This is a genomic window from Bacillus sp. JJ1532 (assembly GCF_036965085.1).
GTDB lineage: Bacteria > Bacillota > Bacilli > Bacillales > Cytobacillaceae > Cytobacillus.
In genome coordinates, this window is sequence record NZ_JBALOW010000071.1 from 54,875 (window position 1) to 71,436 (window position 16,562).

The window sequence follows — 16,562 nt, forward strand, 5'->3', positions numbered from 1 at the left end:
GGCTCTTTTCGTAAAGATTTTTGTTATATAAAAAATTTGCGAAAAGAGCTTTATTCATAACATTATTAATGAAATGTTATTCGATGTTTATGATTCTATTTTTTGAAGGGTGCGGTATATTTTGAGTTTCACAAATTCAAAATTTAAATGGTTCATCAGCCTCCTTTTATTGTTCCTTTTGCTAACGTCTGAGTGGCATACTGCAATCGCAGACGTGACTGAAGTGGAAACTGAGCAAATCACCATAAATAAGACTGAAGTGACTGATGGAAAATCTGGTGATCCTATGGGAGAGGAAGGAGAACTCCCGTGGTGGAAAAAGGCATTAAACAAGATTGGTGAAATAAAGGATAGTACGATTGATGGGCTTAAGGATTTCGGGAACTGGGTGGCAGATGGATTTAATGATTTTACTAATTGGGCCAGTGACAAATGGAATGGATTTACTGACTGGGCTGGAGACAAATGGGGTAAGTTTACTGATTGGGTAGGAGATACATGGAATGCAGCTGCTGATTGGCTTGCAAATAATAAATGGGCGCAATCCATCATTGCAGGTATTATTGCAGCCGTGGTCATTATCGGTGGAATTGCTGCACTAGCAGCATTAGGAGTAGTAGGAGCTATAACAATTGGGGTAGTTCTGGTTGTTGCTGCTGGTGCTTTGATCGGGGCATTTGTCTATCAGTGGATTGCCGGAGATAGCTACAGCTTTTGGGGCGCCCTCGGCTCAGCAGGTCTTGGCGGAATATTAGGTTACGCAGGACTAACTACTGGTGCCTTTGCATCAGCGATTGGCTGGCTTAGAAATACAGCGGGACCAGCGACTTGGAACTGGATGAGAAATACAGCATGGCCATGGATTTTGGGGAAGGGCCGTGCAGCATGGACATGGATGAGAACAGTAGCGTGGCCTTGGCTTAGAGGGAAAGGTGTTGCAGCTTGGCGCTGGTTTAAAGGACTTCCGTTATGGGGGCAAATAAAGGGTTATTATACTACAGGGAATGTGTTGGGGAATATCCTTAGGGGAGCTGGTATTGGGGCATCCGCAGGTGTTTTTTCTAACATAGCCTCGTATGTTTTAACTGCCTGGTATACAGGAAGTGAATTTTCATTCAAAGACTTATTAATAGATAGCATTATTGGCGGATTTACCGGTGGTTTGTTAGGTCCTATCTTATTACCAGGTCTTGCAATAGGAGGCTCATTAGTTGTTGGTCTAGGAGTCTACGGAGGTTTTGAAAATTGGCTTTCCGGGGGAATTAAAGGTGGCGAGTGGTCTAGTTGGGAGAATTTTATTATTGGGGGGGCAGTTGCTATTGTTTCTTTAAAGGTGTTTTCTCCTCTTATCAGTCATTTAGTTAATAGCGGGCCGATTACAGAAGATACTGTTGGTAAAACAGTAGAAGAATTAATAAAGAACGGTTTAAAAGGTGATTACAATAGCCCTGATAATTCGGATAGTAATCCTGGAAGTAATACTGGCACCGAACCTAATAAAGAGCTGGATAGTAACTCTAATATTAAAGAAGAGAATGTTCCTGATAGTAATCAAGAAAATAATCCTAAGGACACACCAGAAAATTCATCTGAAAGTAATATTGAAAATAATGAAGTCAATCATCAAAATAATAACAAGCAAGAGAAAACTGGAAGCATTGGAAATTCCGGAATACCTGCAACTCCGTTAGTGGAGTAATTTTTGCTGTTTTAAAAATAGAGGTGATTATTTGAAAAAGAAAACTTTTACTATTATAACCTACACATATTTATTATCCGTCATTATAGCCTTTGTGATATATGCATTTAATGTTGCTGATGAAAATTGGACAGTCGATTTTCAAGAACAAAAATATAATTTACTAACATTTTGTATTTTATTTTTCATTGCATTGTTATTAACTTCTATTGATGGGGCAGGGGTAAGAGATAAAGGTAGAAAAATTAAGAAAACTACTATTTACGCCGGGTTGTCCATTGCTGGATTTTTCTTAGTTTGGAGGATTATTATAGCGATTTTCTAATGTCTTTTATAGTGGACTTTCCCTTATAAAATTAATGAATGCGGAAGATTATTGAATACCAAGATTAACTAAGAGTTTTAAATTTTAATATGAATAGTCAAAGGTCAATTTCTTCACCATGATGTTTTTTCAAAAATGACGGACTCTTTCATGAAAAAAACATGTGAGGGGAGAAGGCATGAATAATTTTCTTAAGGTAAAAGGAAGTGCACTTACACTCATATTCCTAATTGGGCTCCTTTTTTCATTTATTCACCCAGCGGTAGCAAATGTCGGTGAGGTAGAGTCAGATAGCAATGGAATCAGGAAGACGGAAGTGCATGATGCTAAAAGCGGCGTGCCAATGACTGGTGATGCTTCATGGTTTGATAAGTTATTTGATAACTTAAAAAAAATGAAAGATGCGTTTATTGATAAGCTCCAAAATGCAAAAGCATGGGTTAAGGATGGATGGGAAGAATTTAAAGATTGGTTCGGTCCTAAGTGGGATGGCTTTACCGACTGGCTTGGGGATGTATGGGAGGGAGTTAAAGATTTCTTCTCACAAGAATGGGTTCAAACTCTCTTAAAAGTAATCGGAGCTATTTTAGTCGTTGTGGGTGTAATTTTACTAGGTGTTTGGGCTTTAGCCACCATCGGAATTGCCCTTTCTGTAGGTACAATAGTAGCCGCTGTCGGCTTCGGGATTGCTGGAGTGGTGTTTACTTTTGCTTCAGGAGAAAGGAGCTTTTGGGGGATGGTGGCAGGCGGCCTTGCCTCAGGAATTTCTTTCTTTGGCGGTTTAGGGGTGCTGCGATTATTAGGAGCATTTAGACTAATTCCAGCATCCGGATTACTCCGTTGGGTAACATTAGGTGGACTTGGAGGAGCTGGAGCGGTAGGTTTCACTATTCTCCATGGCGCCCTGCATTTCCTTTTTACAGGAGACAGCAGTCTTTGGAAGCAGGCCTTTACGTTCGAAAGCCTGTTCTTCAACTTTACACTTGGAGCAGTCATGGGGCCGGTAGCGGCAAAAATTTTCGGAAGCTTAGGGGTAAAACAAATTTTAAGCAAGCAGGGGAACTTGCTGGCAACTGTTATTGCCCGAATTGTGAAACGGCCAGTATCTCAGGTAGCCAACGTTCTAAGCCGCATTTGGGCAGCAGTAAAGGGTTCAACGATTTACAGTGCCGTAACAGCAGGGGTTTTTGCTGTCCTTGACACCATTATTCAATGGAAGGAAAACGGGAAAGTAGACTGGTCGCAAACAGGCAAACGAGCAGCCATTGTCTTTACCACAACCCTTGTCATTGGATTAGGCACCTTTGCCATCCCGAAATTATCTACAATGGGATGCGCGTGTGGGGATGAAATTGCTTCAAGCGTATCGAAACAGGGGAAGAGTTCAGCAACTATTAAACAGGACACTCCTGACCTGGCCAATACAAAAACAGTAAAGGAAGCATCAGCAGAGGAAGTTAACGCATGGTGGAAAGACTCCATGGGTTACGATCAACCTCCTTACAAGCCAGGGACGAAGGTTAAAGAAATTGAGCTAACCGAATCAACATCCTTTGTAAGAGTCTACGATGGAGAAAACTCCACGATGTATGGCGGCTGGATGATGAGAGCAGAAGACATCCAAGGATTAACAGCAAAGGAGATCCAGGATAAATTCGCCTTGCCATATACTCCTAAATTCATTGCGGATGTTAATTTAGCTGAAGGGACAGTAATAAGAACCGGAATTGTCAATCCTCTATTCGGCCATAAAGGCGGAGGGACCCAATTTGACCTAAAGGGACAGCGTATTGGGGAATTCGGAAATGAGAGACCGATAGAGACTGTTTTAAGTAATAAGGGTACGGCTAATGGCTATAATTATTGGAATAAAACGACTCAATTTAAAAATGTGAAAGTTTACCAAAGAGATGATATTATAGACCCAAATATGAAAGACGCACGTGGAAGAACTAATCTTGAGAGAATGAAAAAGGGATTGGCTCCACTTGGACCTGATGGAAAGTCTGTAAATCTTCATCACACGACACAGAGAAACGAGAGTTCAATAGCTGAAGTTACACAGACGTTTCATCAAGAAAATAGTTCTATAATTCATATCAATCCCAACACTATACCTTCGGGAATAAATAGAACTGAATTTAATAAATGGAGAACTGAATACTGGAAAAACAGAGCCAAGGATTATGAATTAGAAAATGGGGGATGAAAATGGGTGTTGAAACTTATCAAAAAGCAAAACAAATAATATTGAATGAAGAAGAAATTTCTGACTTTGTTGGAGGTCGTACATTTGAATTAATAAATTTGGCTGAAGAAAAGTTAGGATTAAGGTTTACTGGCTTATATTTAGATTATTTACAGACATTTGGTGCAGGTAATTTCGGAGCCCAAGAGATTTACGGAATTATTAACAATGATTTTGAGAACTCCTCTGTTCCAGACGCAATTTGGTATACTTTAACAGAACGAAAGGAAATTAATCTTCCTAGCAACCTTTTAGTTATTTATGATACTGGAAGTGATGAACTTTTTTGTTTAGATTTTAATCAACCTGATGATAATGGAGAACCGAAGGTAGTTTCTTTTGTGCCAGGTGTTGAGTTAGAAAGCCAAACATATGAAATAATTGCTAATGACTTCGGTGATTTTTTATTAGATTTAGTTAAACAAGAAATCTAGAAAAGCAGGAAAACCTTAATTGACTATTGCCATTCAAGGTTTTTTGACTGATATAAATTCAGGTTTTTAAGTGAATGGATATTTCGGAAAAATACTTCATCCCGCGATTTCTTTAATAACTTTTTGTTAGCGTAGGAGATTAGATAATGGCTGACTTCTCATATTTGAGAAATTATGTTATTGATGAGGGCAATAATAACCCATATATGGAGAGACTTTCTTTCTATGCTCTTATAAAACAGGGGGTAGAAAACGCTAAATCTGGAATGGGTGAAACTCCCAAAGGGATTGGAAGGTTTTTTGAAGAAAGTGGCTGTGGTTTTATGCGAAATATAATTAAAAATGGAGTAGATAGATTGATGGATCCAGAGAGTTTTGCTGATTTATTGTGGAAGGTTGATATTAGTTTTCTTGAAGAGTTACTTTATTATAAAGATAAACAAACTACAATCAAACATTTAAGTAATATAGAAAATCCTTTAATACTCCATTTATTTGCAGCAAATTATAATTGGACCAACGGTTTTGATGTACCAAAGGCCCTCCTTGAAAATGAAAATTGTGATTTAGGAACGGGATTATTAATGTTTCATTATGCAGATGGATATCGTATTTTAGAAAATCCAGAGGAAGTTTTAAGTTCTACATTAGAAGAGTGGAAGGATTTATTATTTAAACTTTTTAATAAACTTAAAAATTTTGAGTTTAAGACACAGAATATTTCGTTCACTCCTGAATTAACCAAAATCCAAATATATAAGTTGAGGAAAAATAACGCGAACATTCCAGATATACTTATTAGTAAATCTCCAGGCGCTGTGGTTGAAATTCCTAAAATATAAGGTAACTAAACCTTGTTTGGCTATATGCCTTTCAAGGTTTCTTTATTAGTTAACGATCATGCAATTCGGGCAGCGGATTACAAATTAGAAACCGCGATAAAAAGAAAGGAATATGAAGAGGAGGAAATTTAGTGGATTCAGTGACTTTTGCAGGCAATGAGTTAACCATTGGTAAAAACAATTTACAATTTGATAAAAGTATTCAAGAAATAAAAGTTGTAAATAATGTCGTTATCGTTCTGCTAAACATTCCAATGGATGATCATACTTTAGACAATGTATATGGTGTTAGTTTCAATGGGAAAATACTGTGGAGAATTCAGGAGCCTAATAAAGAATTAATAGGAAGTTTAAGATACCCTTATGTTGGCATTAGTCATATTGAAAATAAAGTAGGGGTAATAGATTTTTATGGCAGAAGATTTTTTATAGATGAAATGAATGGAAGAATAAGGGGGAAAGACTTTGTTAAATAATTTGCAACAAAACATTAAGTATTGTTCTAACTTTCTTCTGACACACTTTGGTTTTAAACGCCATTCGTGTGTTTTTTTATTATATAAGCCTTTAGTTATATTAATAATGTAAAAAAGAGGAATTAATACTCAGAAACTAAACTATAGTCCAGACGTAAGTTTAACTGAATATAACCATTTTGTTTTTTTACTTTATTACATAAATTTGGAGGAACAGAAATGAATGCGAAAAGAAATTTCTTTACGTTTTTATTATGTTTGTTAAGCTGCGTCTTTATCCTTTCAGCTTGCAGTAATGCTAGTTCAAGTGATTCAGAGACAAAAGCTTCTAAAAAACAGGAACAAAAGCAAGATAACAAATATGAAAAGCTGGCAGAGGAGAAAAATAAGGAATTTGAACTTGAACCAATAAAATTGACTTCTTACAGTGAAGAGATAGGTGCAACTTTTAAGAAGCCTGAATATAAAAAATTCGCAGTAAATGGAAAAGTTATGGTCGAAGGAGAGATCGAAAAGCACTCCCTATTGAAATTTCATTACGCTTGGATCAAGGTCCATTCTGATGAAGAAGGACGAGCAGGGAATAAGCATGAATACTACACACCAATTAAGGACGGCAAATTTAAGCAGGAAATTCATTTCTTCAATGGAGAGGGCGAATACCGAATAACTGTCCAGCTTCCTAGTAAAGATCGTGAAAATTATTATTATGATACGGCGAAATTTGAAGTTTATAATGTAAACCCCGAAATTCAGCGGGATATTACGTATACACCATTCGGTCAGGATGCTGGGCTTACCCTAAATTTGGATTCTAGCTTCGTAGAAGAGGATGGAATCTTTCAGTTAAAAGGGAAGGCGGGCAGTTTGAAAGAAGAGGATACTATAATGCTCAGGCTCAATAAGGACTCTGAAACATGGAAGCATGTGATTCCTGTTAAAAATGGGGGATTTTCCTATGATATTCCTTTGTTTTATGGTGAAGGGGTACATAAGCTTGAAGTGTTAGTTCCTGATAAGGAGCGGGATAATTATTATCAAACGGCTACAACGGTTTTTATTGATAACAAATCTAATCGGACGATGAAGCCGATCGAGTATTCTAAAACTTATATGGAGCGTGGAGTTACATTAGAGTATCCTCTATTTGGCGGGGAAGAGTCGGAAGGAGCTTTTAACATTAAAGGTTCCATTGACCCGAAAGCTGAGTTTGCTTCTGAAACAACGCACATTTACATTACATCGAAAAAAGGTGAGGATGAGGCCTTAGATGTCATCCCTGTTAAGGATTTTCAATTTGATGACTCTTTTTATTTGCGATTTGGTCCGGGTACGTATGAAGTGACAGTTAGTGTACCTGAAATAAAAGAAAAGAACAGTGATTACTTCCGATACTTCGGTTTTGCGCAGTTCGAAGTAGAATCAAAAGCCCTTAAAGATGAGCGGGATCTTCTCCCTTCCCGTGGCGTTCAATCAGATGTCCCTCAAATCGAAGAACTGGCAAAGGAGCTTATAACAGGAAAAAGTACCGACCGGGAAAAATCAAAAGCCATCTATGATTATGTGGCCCAAAATATTAGCTACGATGTTGGGAAATACAAGAATGATGAATTCGAATGGGATGACAGTGCCTTGAAAACGTTGGAACTGAAAACAGAGGTTTGCCAGGATTATGCTTACTTAACGATTGCGCTGCTTAGAGCAAGTAATATTGAAGCTAGGTTTGTAGAAGGGATGGCGCGCGGCGGATTTTGGCCTGCAAGGCATGCATGGGTTGAAGCGAATATTGATGGCAGCTGGCTGATAATGGATCCAACATGGGGAGCAGGATATCTGAAAGATAACAAGTTTGTTCCTAAATATACTGACACTTATTTTGAACCAAACATGGATGAATTTAATAAAACGCATACGCGTACAGGTGTGTCTTATTAATTTATTCTGTAAATATGATTGAGTAAAATGGAATCTCTGAATCTTGCTTTTTCGGAGATTCCATTCCATTTATGGTTGGATGTTTCTTCGAGAGAGCATTTCTTCTTCTCTCATAATATTGGTATTCCCCTTTATTTCCCATAAGAAAAAGCCCCCCAGTCTTTTAGAAAAGATATTATACTAGAAATATGGAAATGGAAGTAGTAAAACTCTCTTATTCCGTTTGCCATCATTCTTCAAATAAAAGATTAGCAGAATATTACAGGAATTTGACATAATTTATCGAATAAATTACAAAGGAATGGCGATTTTTAAGCAGAATGGTAGGCTTGTAGCATTGTTTTTTCTTAATAAATAATGAAATGACGCACAACAGGAGGAAATATATGACTAGTGAGCACATGCAACCTATGATAGAGAGAGTTTTAGCGAATATTGAAAAGGTTATGATTGGAAAACGCGAAGTTGCTGAATTAAGCTTAATTGCCTTGCTGGCGGAAGGGCATGTTTTATTAGAGGATGTACCTGGTGTAGGAAAGACGATGATGGTACGTTCCCTTGCGAAATCGATCGGGGCGAATTTCAGAAGGATTCAATTCACACCTGATTTATTGCCTTCAGATGTGACAGGGGTTTCTATTTATAATCCTAAGGAAATGGAGTTTCAATTTAGACCTGGTCCGATCATGGGGAACATTATTTTGGCAGATGAAATCAATCGTACCTCACCGAAAACTCAGTCAGCTTTACTGGAGGGAATGGAAGAAAGCAGTGTGACGATTGACGGAGTGACACATACACTTGAAAAGCCGTTTTTCGTTATGGCGACTCAAAACCCAATCGAATATGAAGGAACCTATGCTCTTCCGGAAGCTCAATTAGATCGATTTTTATTAAAAATGAAAATGGGCTATCCGGATATGACGGAAGAAATGGAAGTGTTAAACCGAGCACAAAAGGCTAGACCCATTGATGATCTTGAGCCGGTTATTGATTTAATAGAATTAAGAGATTTACAGGAAAAAGTAAAACAAGTTCATGTAGATGGAACGATCAAACGCTATATCGTTGATCTGGCAAACCGTACGAGAACCCATTCAAGTGTTTATCTAGGTGTTAGTCCAAGGGGGTCTATTGCGTTAATGAAGGCTGCGCAAGCCTATGCCTTTATATATGGAAGGGATTATGTTCTTCCAGATGATGTTCAATACTTGACACAGGCTGTTTTTGCTCATCGCATTATCTTAAAATCAGAGGCGAAGTTCGAAGGCATTACTGCTGAAGAAGTAGTGGATCGAGTAATGGCAAGGACTCCTGTTCCGGTACAAAGGCTTGTGAAGTAGATGAAACGCCTATTATCTAATGTAAGGAAGGCTTGGAAGCTAGCTGCTTTGTACCTTTTAATTTTGGTTACCTTCTCCTATGCCATGTTCCAGGGAGGGTTTGTCAGCTGGTTTTTATTTTATAGCTTTGTCCCTTTTGCCATTTATGCGCTTTTTCTTTCCTTCTATCGTCTCCATCATTTACAGGTGTCCCGTGTATTCTTAAAGACGGAATATAATGCGGGTGAGTCGATAAAGGTGGAGATTACACTGAAAAGGAAAATGTCGTTTCCCTTATTTTATATCGTCATAGAGGATGAACTCGGCGAGCAGCTCCGTTATTCGCAAGAAAGGAATCGGACTAAATCCTTCTTGTTTCCCTGGTTCAAAAAGGAAATCAATTGGGACTATCAAATCAATGATCTGCCAAGGGGAGAGCATCATTTTCAGTCCATAAGGGTGAAAACGGGTGACCCCCTCGGCTTAATTGAAAAAGAAATACACATACAGACAGATCAGAAAATCATGGTGTACCCGGCATATGAAGAATTAATTTACAGACCGCTTGAAAACCATTTTGATCAAGGACTGACAGCATCAAAGGAACGTGTACAAAGAGATACGTCCATGGCAATTGGAATACGGGAGTATCAGCCAGGGGACCGATTTTCATGGATTAATTGGAAAGCAACGGCAAAGCGAAATGATATTATGACGAAGGAATTTGAGCAGAGGCAATCCCATGATGTGTTTATTCTTATGGATTGTGTGCCGTCTGGACGTTTTGAAGCCATTGTTTCTTTCTCAGCCTCTATTATTAGAGCTATTCTCCAAAAAGGAGCACAGGTTGGTTTTCTTTCCTCTTCTTCTGAAAGAATCGCATTTCCCATAAGAGGCGGGGAAAGCCAGCAAATGCAATTATTCTATCATCTGGCGAAGGTGAGAGATGATAGTCCTGTCCCAATAGATCGTATCCTTGAGGCTGAGGGATTTTTGCTTCAGCAAAATAATCTCATGCTGATCACTGCACAATTGACTAGAAGCTTAATTGAAAAAGCAGGTCTTTTAGTTTCAAAAAATGGCTCAGTGACGATATTTATCGTGAAAAATGAAATGGAATCACTTTTACCGGATGAGCTTACACTTAAGGGAGCTGCTAATGCAAGAGGGCTGCGAGTTGTTTTAGTTCACAGCGGAAACTTTAAGGCTGTTTTTTCGGAGGTGGCTCGGGCATGAAGTCTCAAAAAGTCCAAAAGGATTTAGCTTCTTTTCTGCTATATACATTTGGCTTCCTGCTGCTATGGGAGTGGCTAAGACCGTTAGAGCAACTAACAGATACATCGAATATATGGGTTTTTCTCCTTTTCAGTATCGTGTCACTGCTATTGGCCTATTTAGGCACTCATTTTTTGATCAGCGGTTTTATTAAATGGATGTTAATGGTCTATGTTTTGCATTCCTTATATTTTGAAGGATCGTTTTTTAGATTAGATTGGATACCTGTTTTTATGGGGGATTTTTATAAGAGCTTATTGCTGCTTGTAGAAAGGGACACATCTAGCTTAAGTAATCTTTTTAAAAGCTTTTTATTTTTTATTCTCCTCTGGTTAATGACTTATTTAATTCAATACTGGCTCATTAGGAAAAGGCAGATCTTTATTTTCTTTTTTATGACATTAATTTATATTACCGTGCTTGATACGTTCACTCCTTATGAAGCGGAAGTGGCGATTGTCAGAACCGTCATTTCTGGATTTGTCATTATGGGGATGTTGACCTTTTATCGGCTTATGGATAAAGAAGTTATTCACGGAAGGGCAGAGTTCTCTCGCAAATGGTTGACTCCTTTAATTGTCATGATTGTTATTAGTGTTGCTTTTGGGCTTGCTGCTCCAAAGGCTGGACCTATTTGGCCTGACCCAGTTCCATTTATTAAATCGTATGCAAAGGGCAGCGGGGATGAGAGAGGCGGTATTCAGAAAATTGGCTATGGCTTGGATGATTCCCAGCTAGGAGGACCTTTCATTGGTGATAATCAGGTTGTGTTTCGGGCGGAAATTGAATCACGCCAATATTGGAAGGTAGAGACGAAAGACGTTTATACAGGGAAGGGATGGGTTACCGCTGGCCCTAGAGAGGAAGTTACACCTTTTCGTATAGAGGATGTTGTTCCTGTTTCTTCGTTTATCGATCATGATGGTGTAAATAAAGTCGAAGAAGTAAGCTTTATAAATGCGTCCATGGATTATAAACATATTGTGTATCCTTTAGGAATTAAGAGGATTGAAACACCCTTTCATCCTGACAGTTCTTTTCAAATCGAGAATTATACGGAAAAAATCCATACTTTATTAGGTGGAATACCTGGGTCGATCAATAACTATTCGGTTATTTATGATGTGCCGAAATATAGCGTGACTGCTCTCATGAATGCAAGTTCCGAAATCAACAATGCGCAAAATAATGCATTCATCGAAAGATATACACAGCTTCCTGATGAGCTTCCTCAGCGAGTTCGAGAATTAGCCATGGAGATAACCGAAGGCAAGACAACATGGTTTGAACAAGCAAGAGCGTTAGAGTCGTATTTTAAAAAATCAGGCTTTGTTTATGATCAGAAGAATGTTGCTGTTCCTGGTGCTGATGACGATTATGTTGACCAGTTTTTATTTGAAACAAAAACAGGGTATTGTGATAACTACTCTACTTCCATGGTTGTGATGGCGAGGTCTCTCGGTATCCCTGCAAGATGGGTTAAAGGGTATACAGAGGGTGAGTACAAGGGGCTCGCTGAAAATAGCCGCCGGATTTTTGAAGTTACAAATAATAACGCCCATTCATGGGTGGAAGTGTATTTCCCTAATATAGGATGGGTTCAATTTGAACCAACACAGGGCTTCTCTAACAATGTTCAATTTAATTTTGATCAGTCGTCCCAAAGTAATTCTCAAACTGCAGATAATCAGCCAAAACCGGAAGAAAAAGAAAAGCCTGAGATTGAAAAAGAAAATCCTGAAAAATCAGCTTCGTCCTTTTCATTCACGAAGCTTACTCAATCTGTTAAAGGATTTTTCTCAAAGACTTGGAAGTGGCTGCTGGGGTTTGCTCTAGCCCTATCCCTATTGCTGCTAATTATTTATCGCTTACGCGGCAAATGGCTTCCTTATTATTTAGCCTTAAGGTTTAAGTGGACAAAAAAGGATGAAAACTTCCCTAAGGCATACTTGCTTTTATTAAGAGAATTGCAGCGCTATGGGCTGTATCGTAAAGACGGGCAAACCCTTAGAGACTATGCTCAGTATGTGGACCGTTTCTATTCAACTAGTGAAATGAGCAAGCTTACCTCCCGTTACGAGAAATTAATTTATCGAGGGGAAGTAGCAGAAGGAAGCTGGAAAGAGACGAAAGAATTGTGGGAAAATTTAATTAAAAAAACAATAGCTTGACCGGAAAATTAACCTGTTGATACAATAGGTTCGTTAATCTGTGAAATATTATAATTGAATGTAATCCTTCATATATCCTCGATAATATGGTTCGAAAGTTTCTACCAAATCACCGTAAATGATTTGACTATGAAGGCAGATTCTTCTATCCCTTTATAGGGATTTTTTTACCAGAATGTCTGCCTTCACCAACAATGGGGGAGCAGAGTCTGGTTTTTTATTTTATTTGCGTGGTTTTATGAAATGTATCTGCGTTATTTTTTATGTAATAGAGAACACTATTCATAATAAATGGTATTTTATTAAATTTGTGGGGTGAACAGCTTGACAGCGAAACTAGAAGGACAAGAAATGATCGTTGTATTAGATTTTGGAAGCCAGTACAACCAGTTAATTACACGTAGAATTAGAGAATTTGGTGTATATAGTGAATTACACCCTCATACGATTACAGCTGAAGAAATTAAAGAAATGAACCCGAAAGGTATTATTTTCTCAGGTGGCCCGAACAGCGTATATGAAGAGGGTGCTTTCCGCTGTGATGAGAAAATCTTTGACCTAGGCTTGCCGATTTTCGGAATTTGCTATGGTATGCAGTTAATGACGAAGCATTTAGGCGGAAAAGTGGAGAAGGCAAAAAATCGTGAGTATGGCAAGGCTGAGCTGAAGATTGAAAATGAATCTAAGCTTTTTGCGAATCTTCCTTCAGTCCAAACGGTTTGGATGAGCCATGGCGATTTAGTTGTAGAGGCTCCCGAAGGATTTACAGTAGATGGTGTAAATCCATCATGTCCAATTGCGGCTATGAGTAATGAAGAGCGCGGCATGTATGCTGTTCAATTCCACCCAGAAGTCCTTCATTCTGTCTATGGAAATGACATTTTGAAAAACTTTGTATTTGGTGTTTGCGGATGTAAAGGCGACTGGTCGATGGGGAACTTTATTGAAGTAGAAATGGAAAAAATCCGCCAAACGGTTGGCGACAAAAAAGTGCTTTGTGCGTTAAGTGGCGGCGTTGACTCTTCTGTAGTGGCTGTTCTAATTCATAAGGCCATTGGCGATCAGCTAACATGTATTTTTGTTGACCACGGGTTGCTTCGTAAAGGGGAAGCGGAAGGTGTCATGAAGACATTTGCTGATGGCTTCCATATGAACGTTATTAAGGTAGATGCTCAAGAGCGTTTCTTAAGTAAGCTAAAAGGTGTATCTGACCCAGAGCAAAAACGTAAAATTATTGGTAATGAATTCATTTATGTATTTGATGATGAGGCTACTAAGCTTGAAGGCATTGAGTTTTTAGCGCAAGGTACGCTTTACACAGATATTATTGAAAGTGGTACAGCGACTGCGCAAACGATCAAGTCCCACCATAATGTAGGCGGACTTCCGGAAGATATGCAATTTAAGCTGATCGAGCCGCTTAATACATTATTTAAGGATGAGGTTCGCGCTTTAGGAACAGAGCTTGGGATTCCAGATGAAATTGTTTGGAGGCAGCCATTCCCAGGTCCTGGTTTAGGCATTCGTGTTTTAGGGGAAATTTCAGAGGACAAGCTTGAAATCGTTCGGGAATCTGACCATATTTTACGTGAGGAAATTGCGAAGGCTGGCCTAGATCGTGATGTTTGGCAGTACTTTACTGTTCTTCCTAACATTCGAAGTGTTGGGGTTATGGGAGATGCTCGTACTTATGATCACACAATTGGCATTCGTGCAGTTACATCCATCGATGGCATGACATCCGATTGGGCAAGAATTCCTTGGGATGTTCTTGAAGTTATTTCTTCAAGGATCGTTAATGAAGTAGCTCATGTTAATCGGGTTGTGTATGACATTACGAGCAAGCCGCCGTCAACAATTGAGTGGGAGTAGGAAAAGCGGAAGCGCCTTCGGAACAATCAAAGTACAATTGTTCCTGCGATGAATATTCGAAAAAGCGTTGTTTATGGAAATTGACAAAAATACGAACAATACAAAAAGCGGACATGAAAATGTTCGCTTTTTGTATTGACGGACTTTTGTCGTGCTGGTAAAATAAATTTGAATTTAATATAAGTACTTCATCGTATAATTCTGGAAATATGGTCCAGGAGTTTCTACCGAGCTACCGAAAATAGCTTGACTACGAGGTAAGTGTGATTATTCGGGCTTTTTCAATCTGTCTTCATGTTCATTTATATTTCCCGATTTATTGCATGTAACTTGTCGTCGAGCGCTCTCGTATTAACCTGAGCGTATTTTTTATTGCTTGCGGTAAAACTATAATAAAAATTTGTAGGGGGAAATAAAGTGAAAAAGTACTTCAGATTTGAAGAACTGGGCACAAACTATCGCCGTGAATTTTTAGGTGGGATGACCACGTTCTTAGCAATGGCCTATATATTAGTTGTTAATCCGGCCATTCTAACTCTTGCAGATGTAACAGATTTTCCAGATGCTTTACGAATGGACCACGGAGCGGTATTTGTAGCAACAGCTCTTTCAGCTGCAGTTGGTTCCATTATTATGGGGTTATTAGGAAAGTATCCACTTGCTCTAGCACCAGGTCTTGGATTAAATGCCTTTTTTGCCTATACTGTTGTTTTAGTAAACGGAAGCCCGTGGCAACACGCGCTTGCAGCTGTTTTTATTTCTGGTGTTTTCTTCCTTCTTTTAACACTTACTGGCTTACGCGAAAAACTAATTAACGCGATTCCGATTGAATTAAAACACGCAGTTGGAGCCGGAATCGGCTTGTTCATTACATTTATTGGATTCCAAAACGCTGGTATTATTGTAAATAGTGATGCAACGCTCGTAGGGTTAGGTGATCTAACGAACGGAAATACTCTGCTTGCAATATTCGGATTGCTAGTAACTGTTATTTTTATGTCAAGAGGGATTAAAGGCGGTGTATTTTATGGAATGATTATCACCGTAATTGTAGGAATGATCTTTCAATTAATTGACATACCTGAAAAAGTGGTTGATAAAGCACCAAGTCTTGCACCAACGTTTGGCGCACTCTTTAGCTCATTTGGCGACAGTTCTTTCTATACAACAACAATGCTTGGTATTATTTTAACTTTTTTATTCGTTGATTTCTTTGATAATGCAGGGACATTAGTTGCTGTTGCAAACCAAGCAGGGTTTGTTAAGGATAATAAGCTTCCACGTGCAGGAAGAGCACTAATTTCAGATTCGATTGCTACCATTTCTGGTTCTGTATTTGGGACTTCAACCGTTACTTCTTTTATAGAATCATCAGCCGGAGTGGCTGCAGGAGCAAGAACGGGATTTGCTTCATTAGTGACTGCAGGATTTTTTATTATATCTATTTTCTTCTTTCCGTTATTAGCGATTGTTACCCCAGCGGTCACTGCGCCTGCTCTTATTATTGTCGGAGTATTGATGGTGTCATCGCTAGGGAAAATTGATTGGAACAGATTTGAAGTAGCTGTACCTGCATTTTTAACAATGATTGCGATGCCTCTTTCATATAGTATTGCAACCGGAATTGCCGTTGGATTTATTTTTTATCCAATTACAATGATTGTAAAGGGACGCATAAAAGAAATTCATCCTATTATGTATTTCTTCTTTGTAATCTTTGTTCTATATTTCATCTTTTTAAAATAACTAATTTAGTGGAGATTCGATACGAATCTCCTTCTTTTATTTTTTTTTGTATTTGCTATTGACGAAGAAATTGGGCGGTGGTATTATATAAAAACAGTCGCTGAGACGTTAATAACATTTTAAAACTTTTAAAAAAAGTTGTTGACATCAAAGTTGCTAAATGATATATTAATAAAGTCGCTTCTGAGCGGCAAGATGGTTCTTTGAAAACTGAACG

13 protein-coding genes and 2 riboswitches are annotated in these 16,562 nt (G+C 38.4%); of the genes, 12 read left to right on the top strand and 1 reads right to left on the bottom strand.

The window, feature by feature from the left end; translation table 11 throughout:
- Positions 1 to 121: 121 nt before the first annotated feature.
- The 7 genes from V7122_RS20620 to V7122_RS20650 all read left to right on the top strand — a co-directional run bounded on the left by V7122_RS20620 (position 122) and on the right by V7122_RS20650 (position 7,959).
- Entirely contained in the window at positions 122 to 1,699 is a 1,578-nt protein-coding gene (locus V7122_RS20620; RefSeq protein WP_335528755.1) for a hypothetical protein, read from the top strand.
- 31 nt (positions 1,700 to 1,730) lie between these two features.
- The gene (locus V7122_RS20625; RefSeq protein WP_335528758.1) at positions 1,731 to 2,024 is read left to right on the top strand and encodes a hypothetical protein; all 294 of its coding nucleotides are present in this window, start codon (positions 1,731 to 1,733) and stop codon (positions 2,022 to 2,024) included.
- 178 nt (positions 2,025 to 2,202) lie between these two features.
- The gene (locus V7122_RS20630; RefSeq protein ID WP_335528761.1) at positions 2,203 to 4,233 is read left to right on the top strand and encodes an HNH/ENDO VII family nuclease; all 2,031 of its coding nucleotides are present in this window, start codon (positions 2,203 to 2,205) and stop codon (positions 4,231 to 4,233) included.
- A 2-nt stretch (positions 4,234 to 4,235) separates the two neighbouring features.
- Positions 4,236 to 4,706: an SMI1/KNR4 family protein gene (locus V7122_RS20635; RefSeq protein WP_335487849.1), complete on the top strand. Its 471-nt coding sequence runs from the start codon at positions 4,236 to 4,238 to the stop codon at positions 4,704 to 4,706.
- 359 nt (positions 4,707 to 5,065) lie between these two features.
- Positions 5,066 to 5,548, top strand: a complete 483-nt coding sequence (locus V7122_RS20640; protein WP_438824800.1) for a DUF4274 domain-containing protein — start codon at positions 5,066 to 5,068, stop codon at positions 5,546 to 5,548.
- Positions 5,549 to 5,679: 131 nt separating this feature from the next.
- Entirely contained in the window at positions 5,680 to 6,024 is a 345-nt protein-coding gene (locus tag V7122_RS20645) for a hypothetical protein (RefSeq protein ID WP_335487847.1), read from the top strand.
- A 219-nt stretch (positions 6,025 to 6,243) separates the two neighbouring features.
- Positions 6,244 to 7,959, top strand: coding sequence for a transglutaminase domain-containing protein (locus tag V7122_RS20650; protein WP_335528764.1), 1,716 nt, complete (start codon positions 6,244 to 6,246; stop codon positions 7,957 to 7,959).
- 1 nt (position 7,960) lies between these two features.
- Here the strand turns inward: V7122_RS20650 and V7122_RS20655 are convergent, their stop codons facing one another.
- Positions 7,961 to 8,101, bottom strand: a complete 141-nt coding sequence (locus V7122_RS20655) for a hypothetical protein (RefSeq protein ID WP_335487841.1) — start codon at positions 8,099 to 8,101, stop codon at positions 7,961 to 7,963.
- A gap of 244 nt (positions 8,102 to 8,345) precedes the next feature.
- Here V7122_RS20655 and V7122_RS20660 point away from each other — a divergent pair, with 244 nt between their 5' ends.
- The 5 genes from V7122_RS20660 to V7122_RS20680 all read left to right on the top strand — a co-directional run bounded on the left by V7122_RS20660 (position 8,346) and on the right by V7122_RS20680 (position 16,345).
- Complete coding sequence (locus tag V7122_RS20660; protein WP_335528767.1) at positions 8,346 to 9,302, top strand: AAA family ATPase; 957 nt, start codon at positions 8,346 to 8,348, stop codon at positions 9,300 to 9,302.
- Positions 9,303 to 10,517: a DUF58 domain-containing protein gene (locus tag V7122_RS20665; RefSeq protein WP_335528770.1), complete on the top strand. Its 1,215-nt coding sequence runs from the start codon at positions 9,303 to 9,305 to the stop codon at positions 10,515 to 10,517. It begins immediately after the preceding gene.
- Positions 10,514 to 12,727, top strand: a complete 2,214-nt coding sequence (locus V7122_RS20670; protein WP_335528773.1) for a DUF4129 domain-containing transglutaminase family protein — start codon at positions 10,514 to 10,516, stop codon at positions 12,725 to 12,727. The genes V7122_RS20665 and V7122_RS20670 overlap by 4 nt, the downstream gene beginning before the upstream one ends.
- A 48-nt stretch (positions 12,728 to 12,775) precedes the next feature.
- Positions 12,776 to 12,877, top strand: a riboswitch (purine riboswitch).
- A 201-nt stretch (positions 12,878 to 13,078) separates the two neighbouring features.
- Positions 13,079 to 14,599, top strand: coding sequence for a glutamine-hydrolyzing GMP synthase (guaA, locus tag V7122_RS20675; RefSeq protein WP_335528781.1), 1,521 nt, complete (start codon positions 13,079 to 13,081; stop codon positions 14,597 to 14,599).
- Positions 14,600 to 14,770: 171 nt separating this feature from the next.
- Positions 14,771 to 14,872, top strand: a riboswitch (purine riboswitch).
- Between the two features lie 144 nt (positions 14,873 to 15,016).
- Positions 15,017 to 16,345 (top strand): NCS2 family permease, encoded by a 1,329-nt coding sequence (locus V7122_RS20680; protein WP_335345245.1) that lies wholly within the window; start codon positions 15,017 to 15,019, stop codon positions 16,343 to 16,345.
- Positions 16,346 to 16,562: the final 217 nt, after the last annotated feature.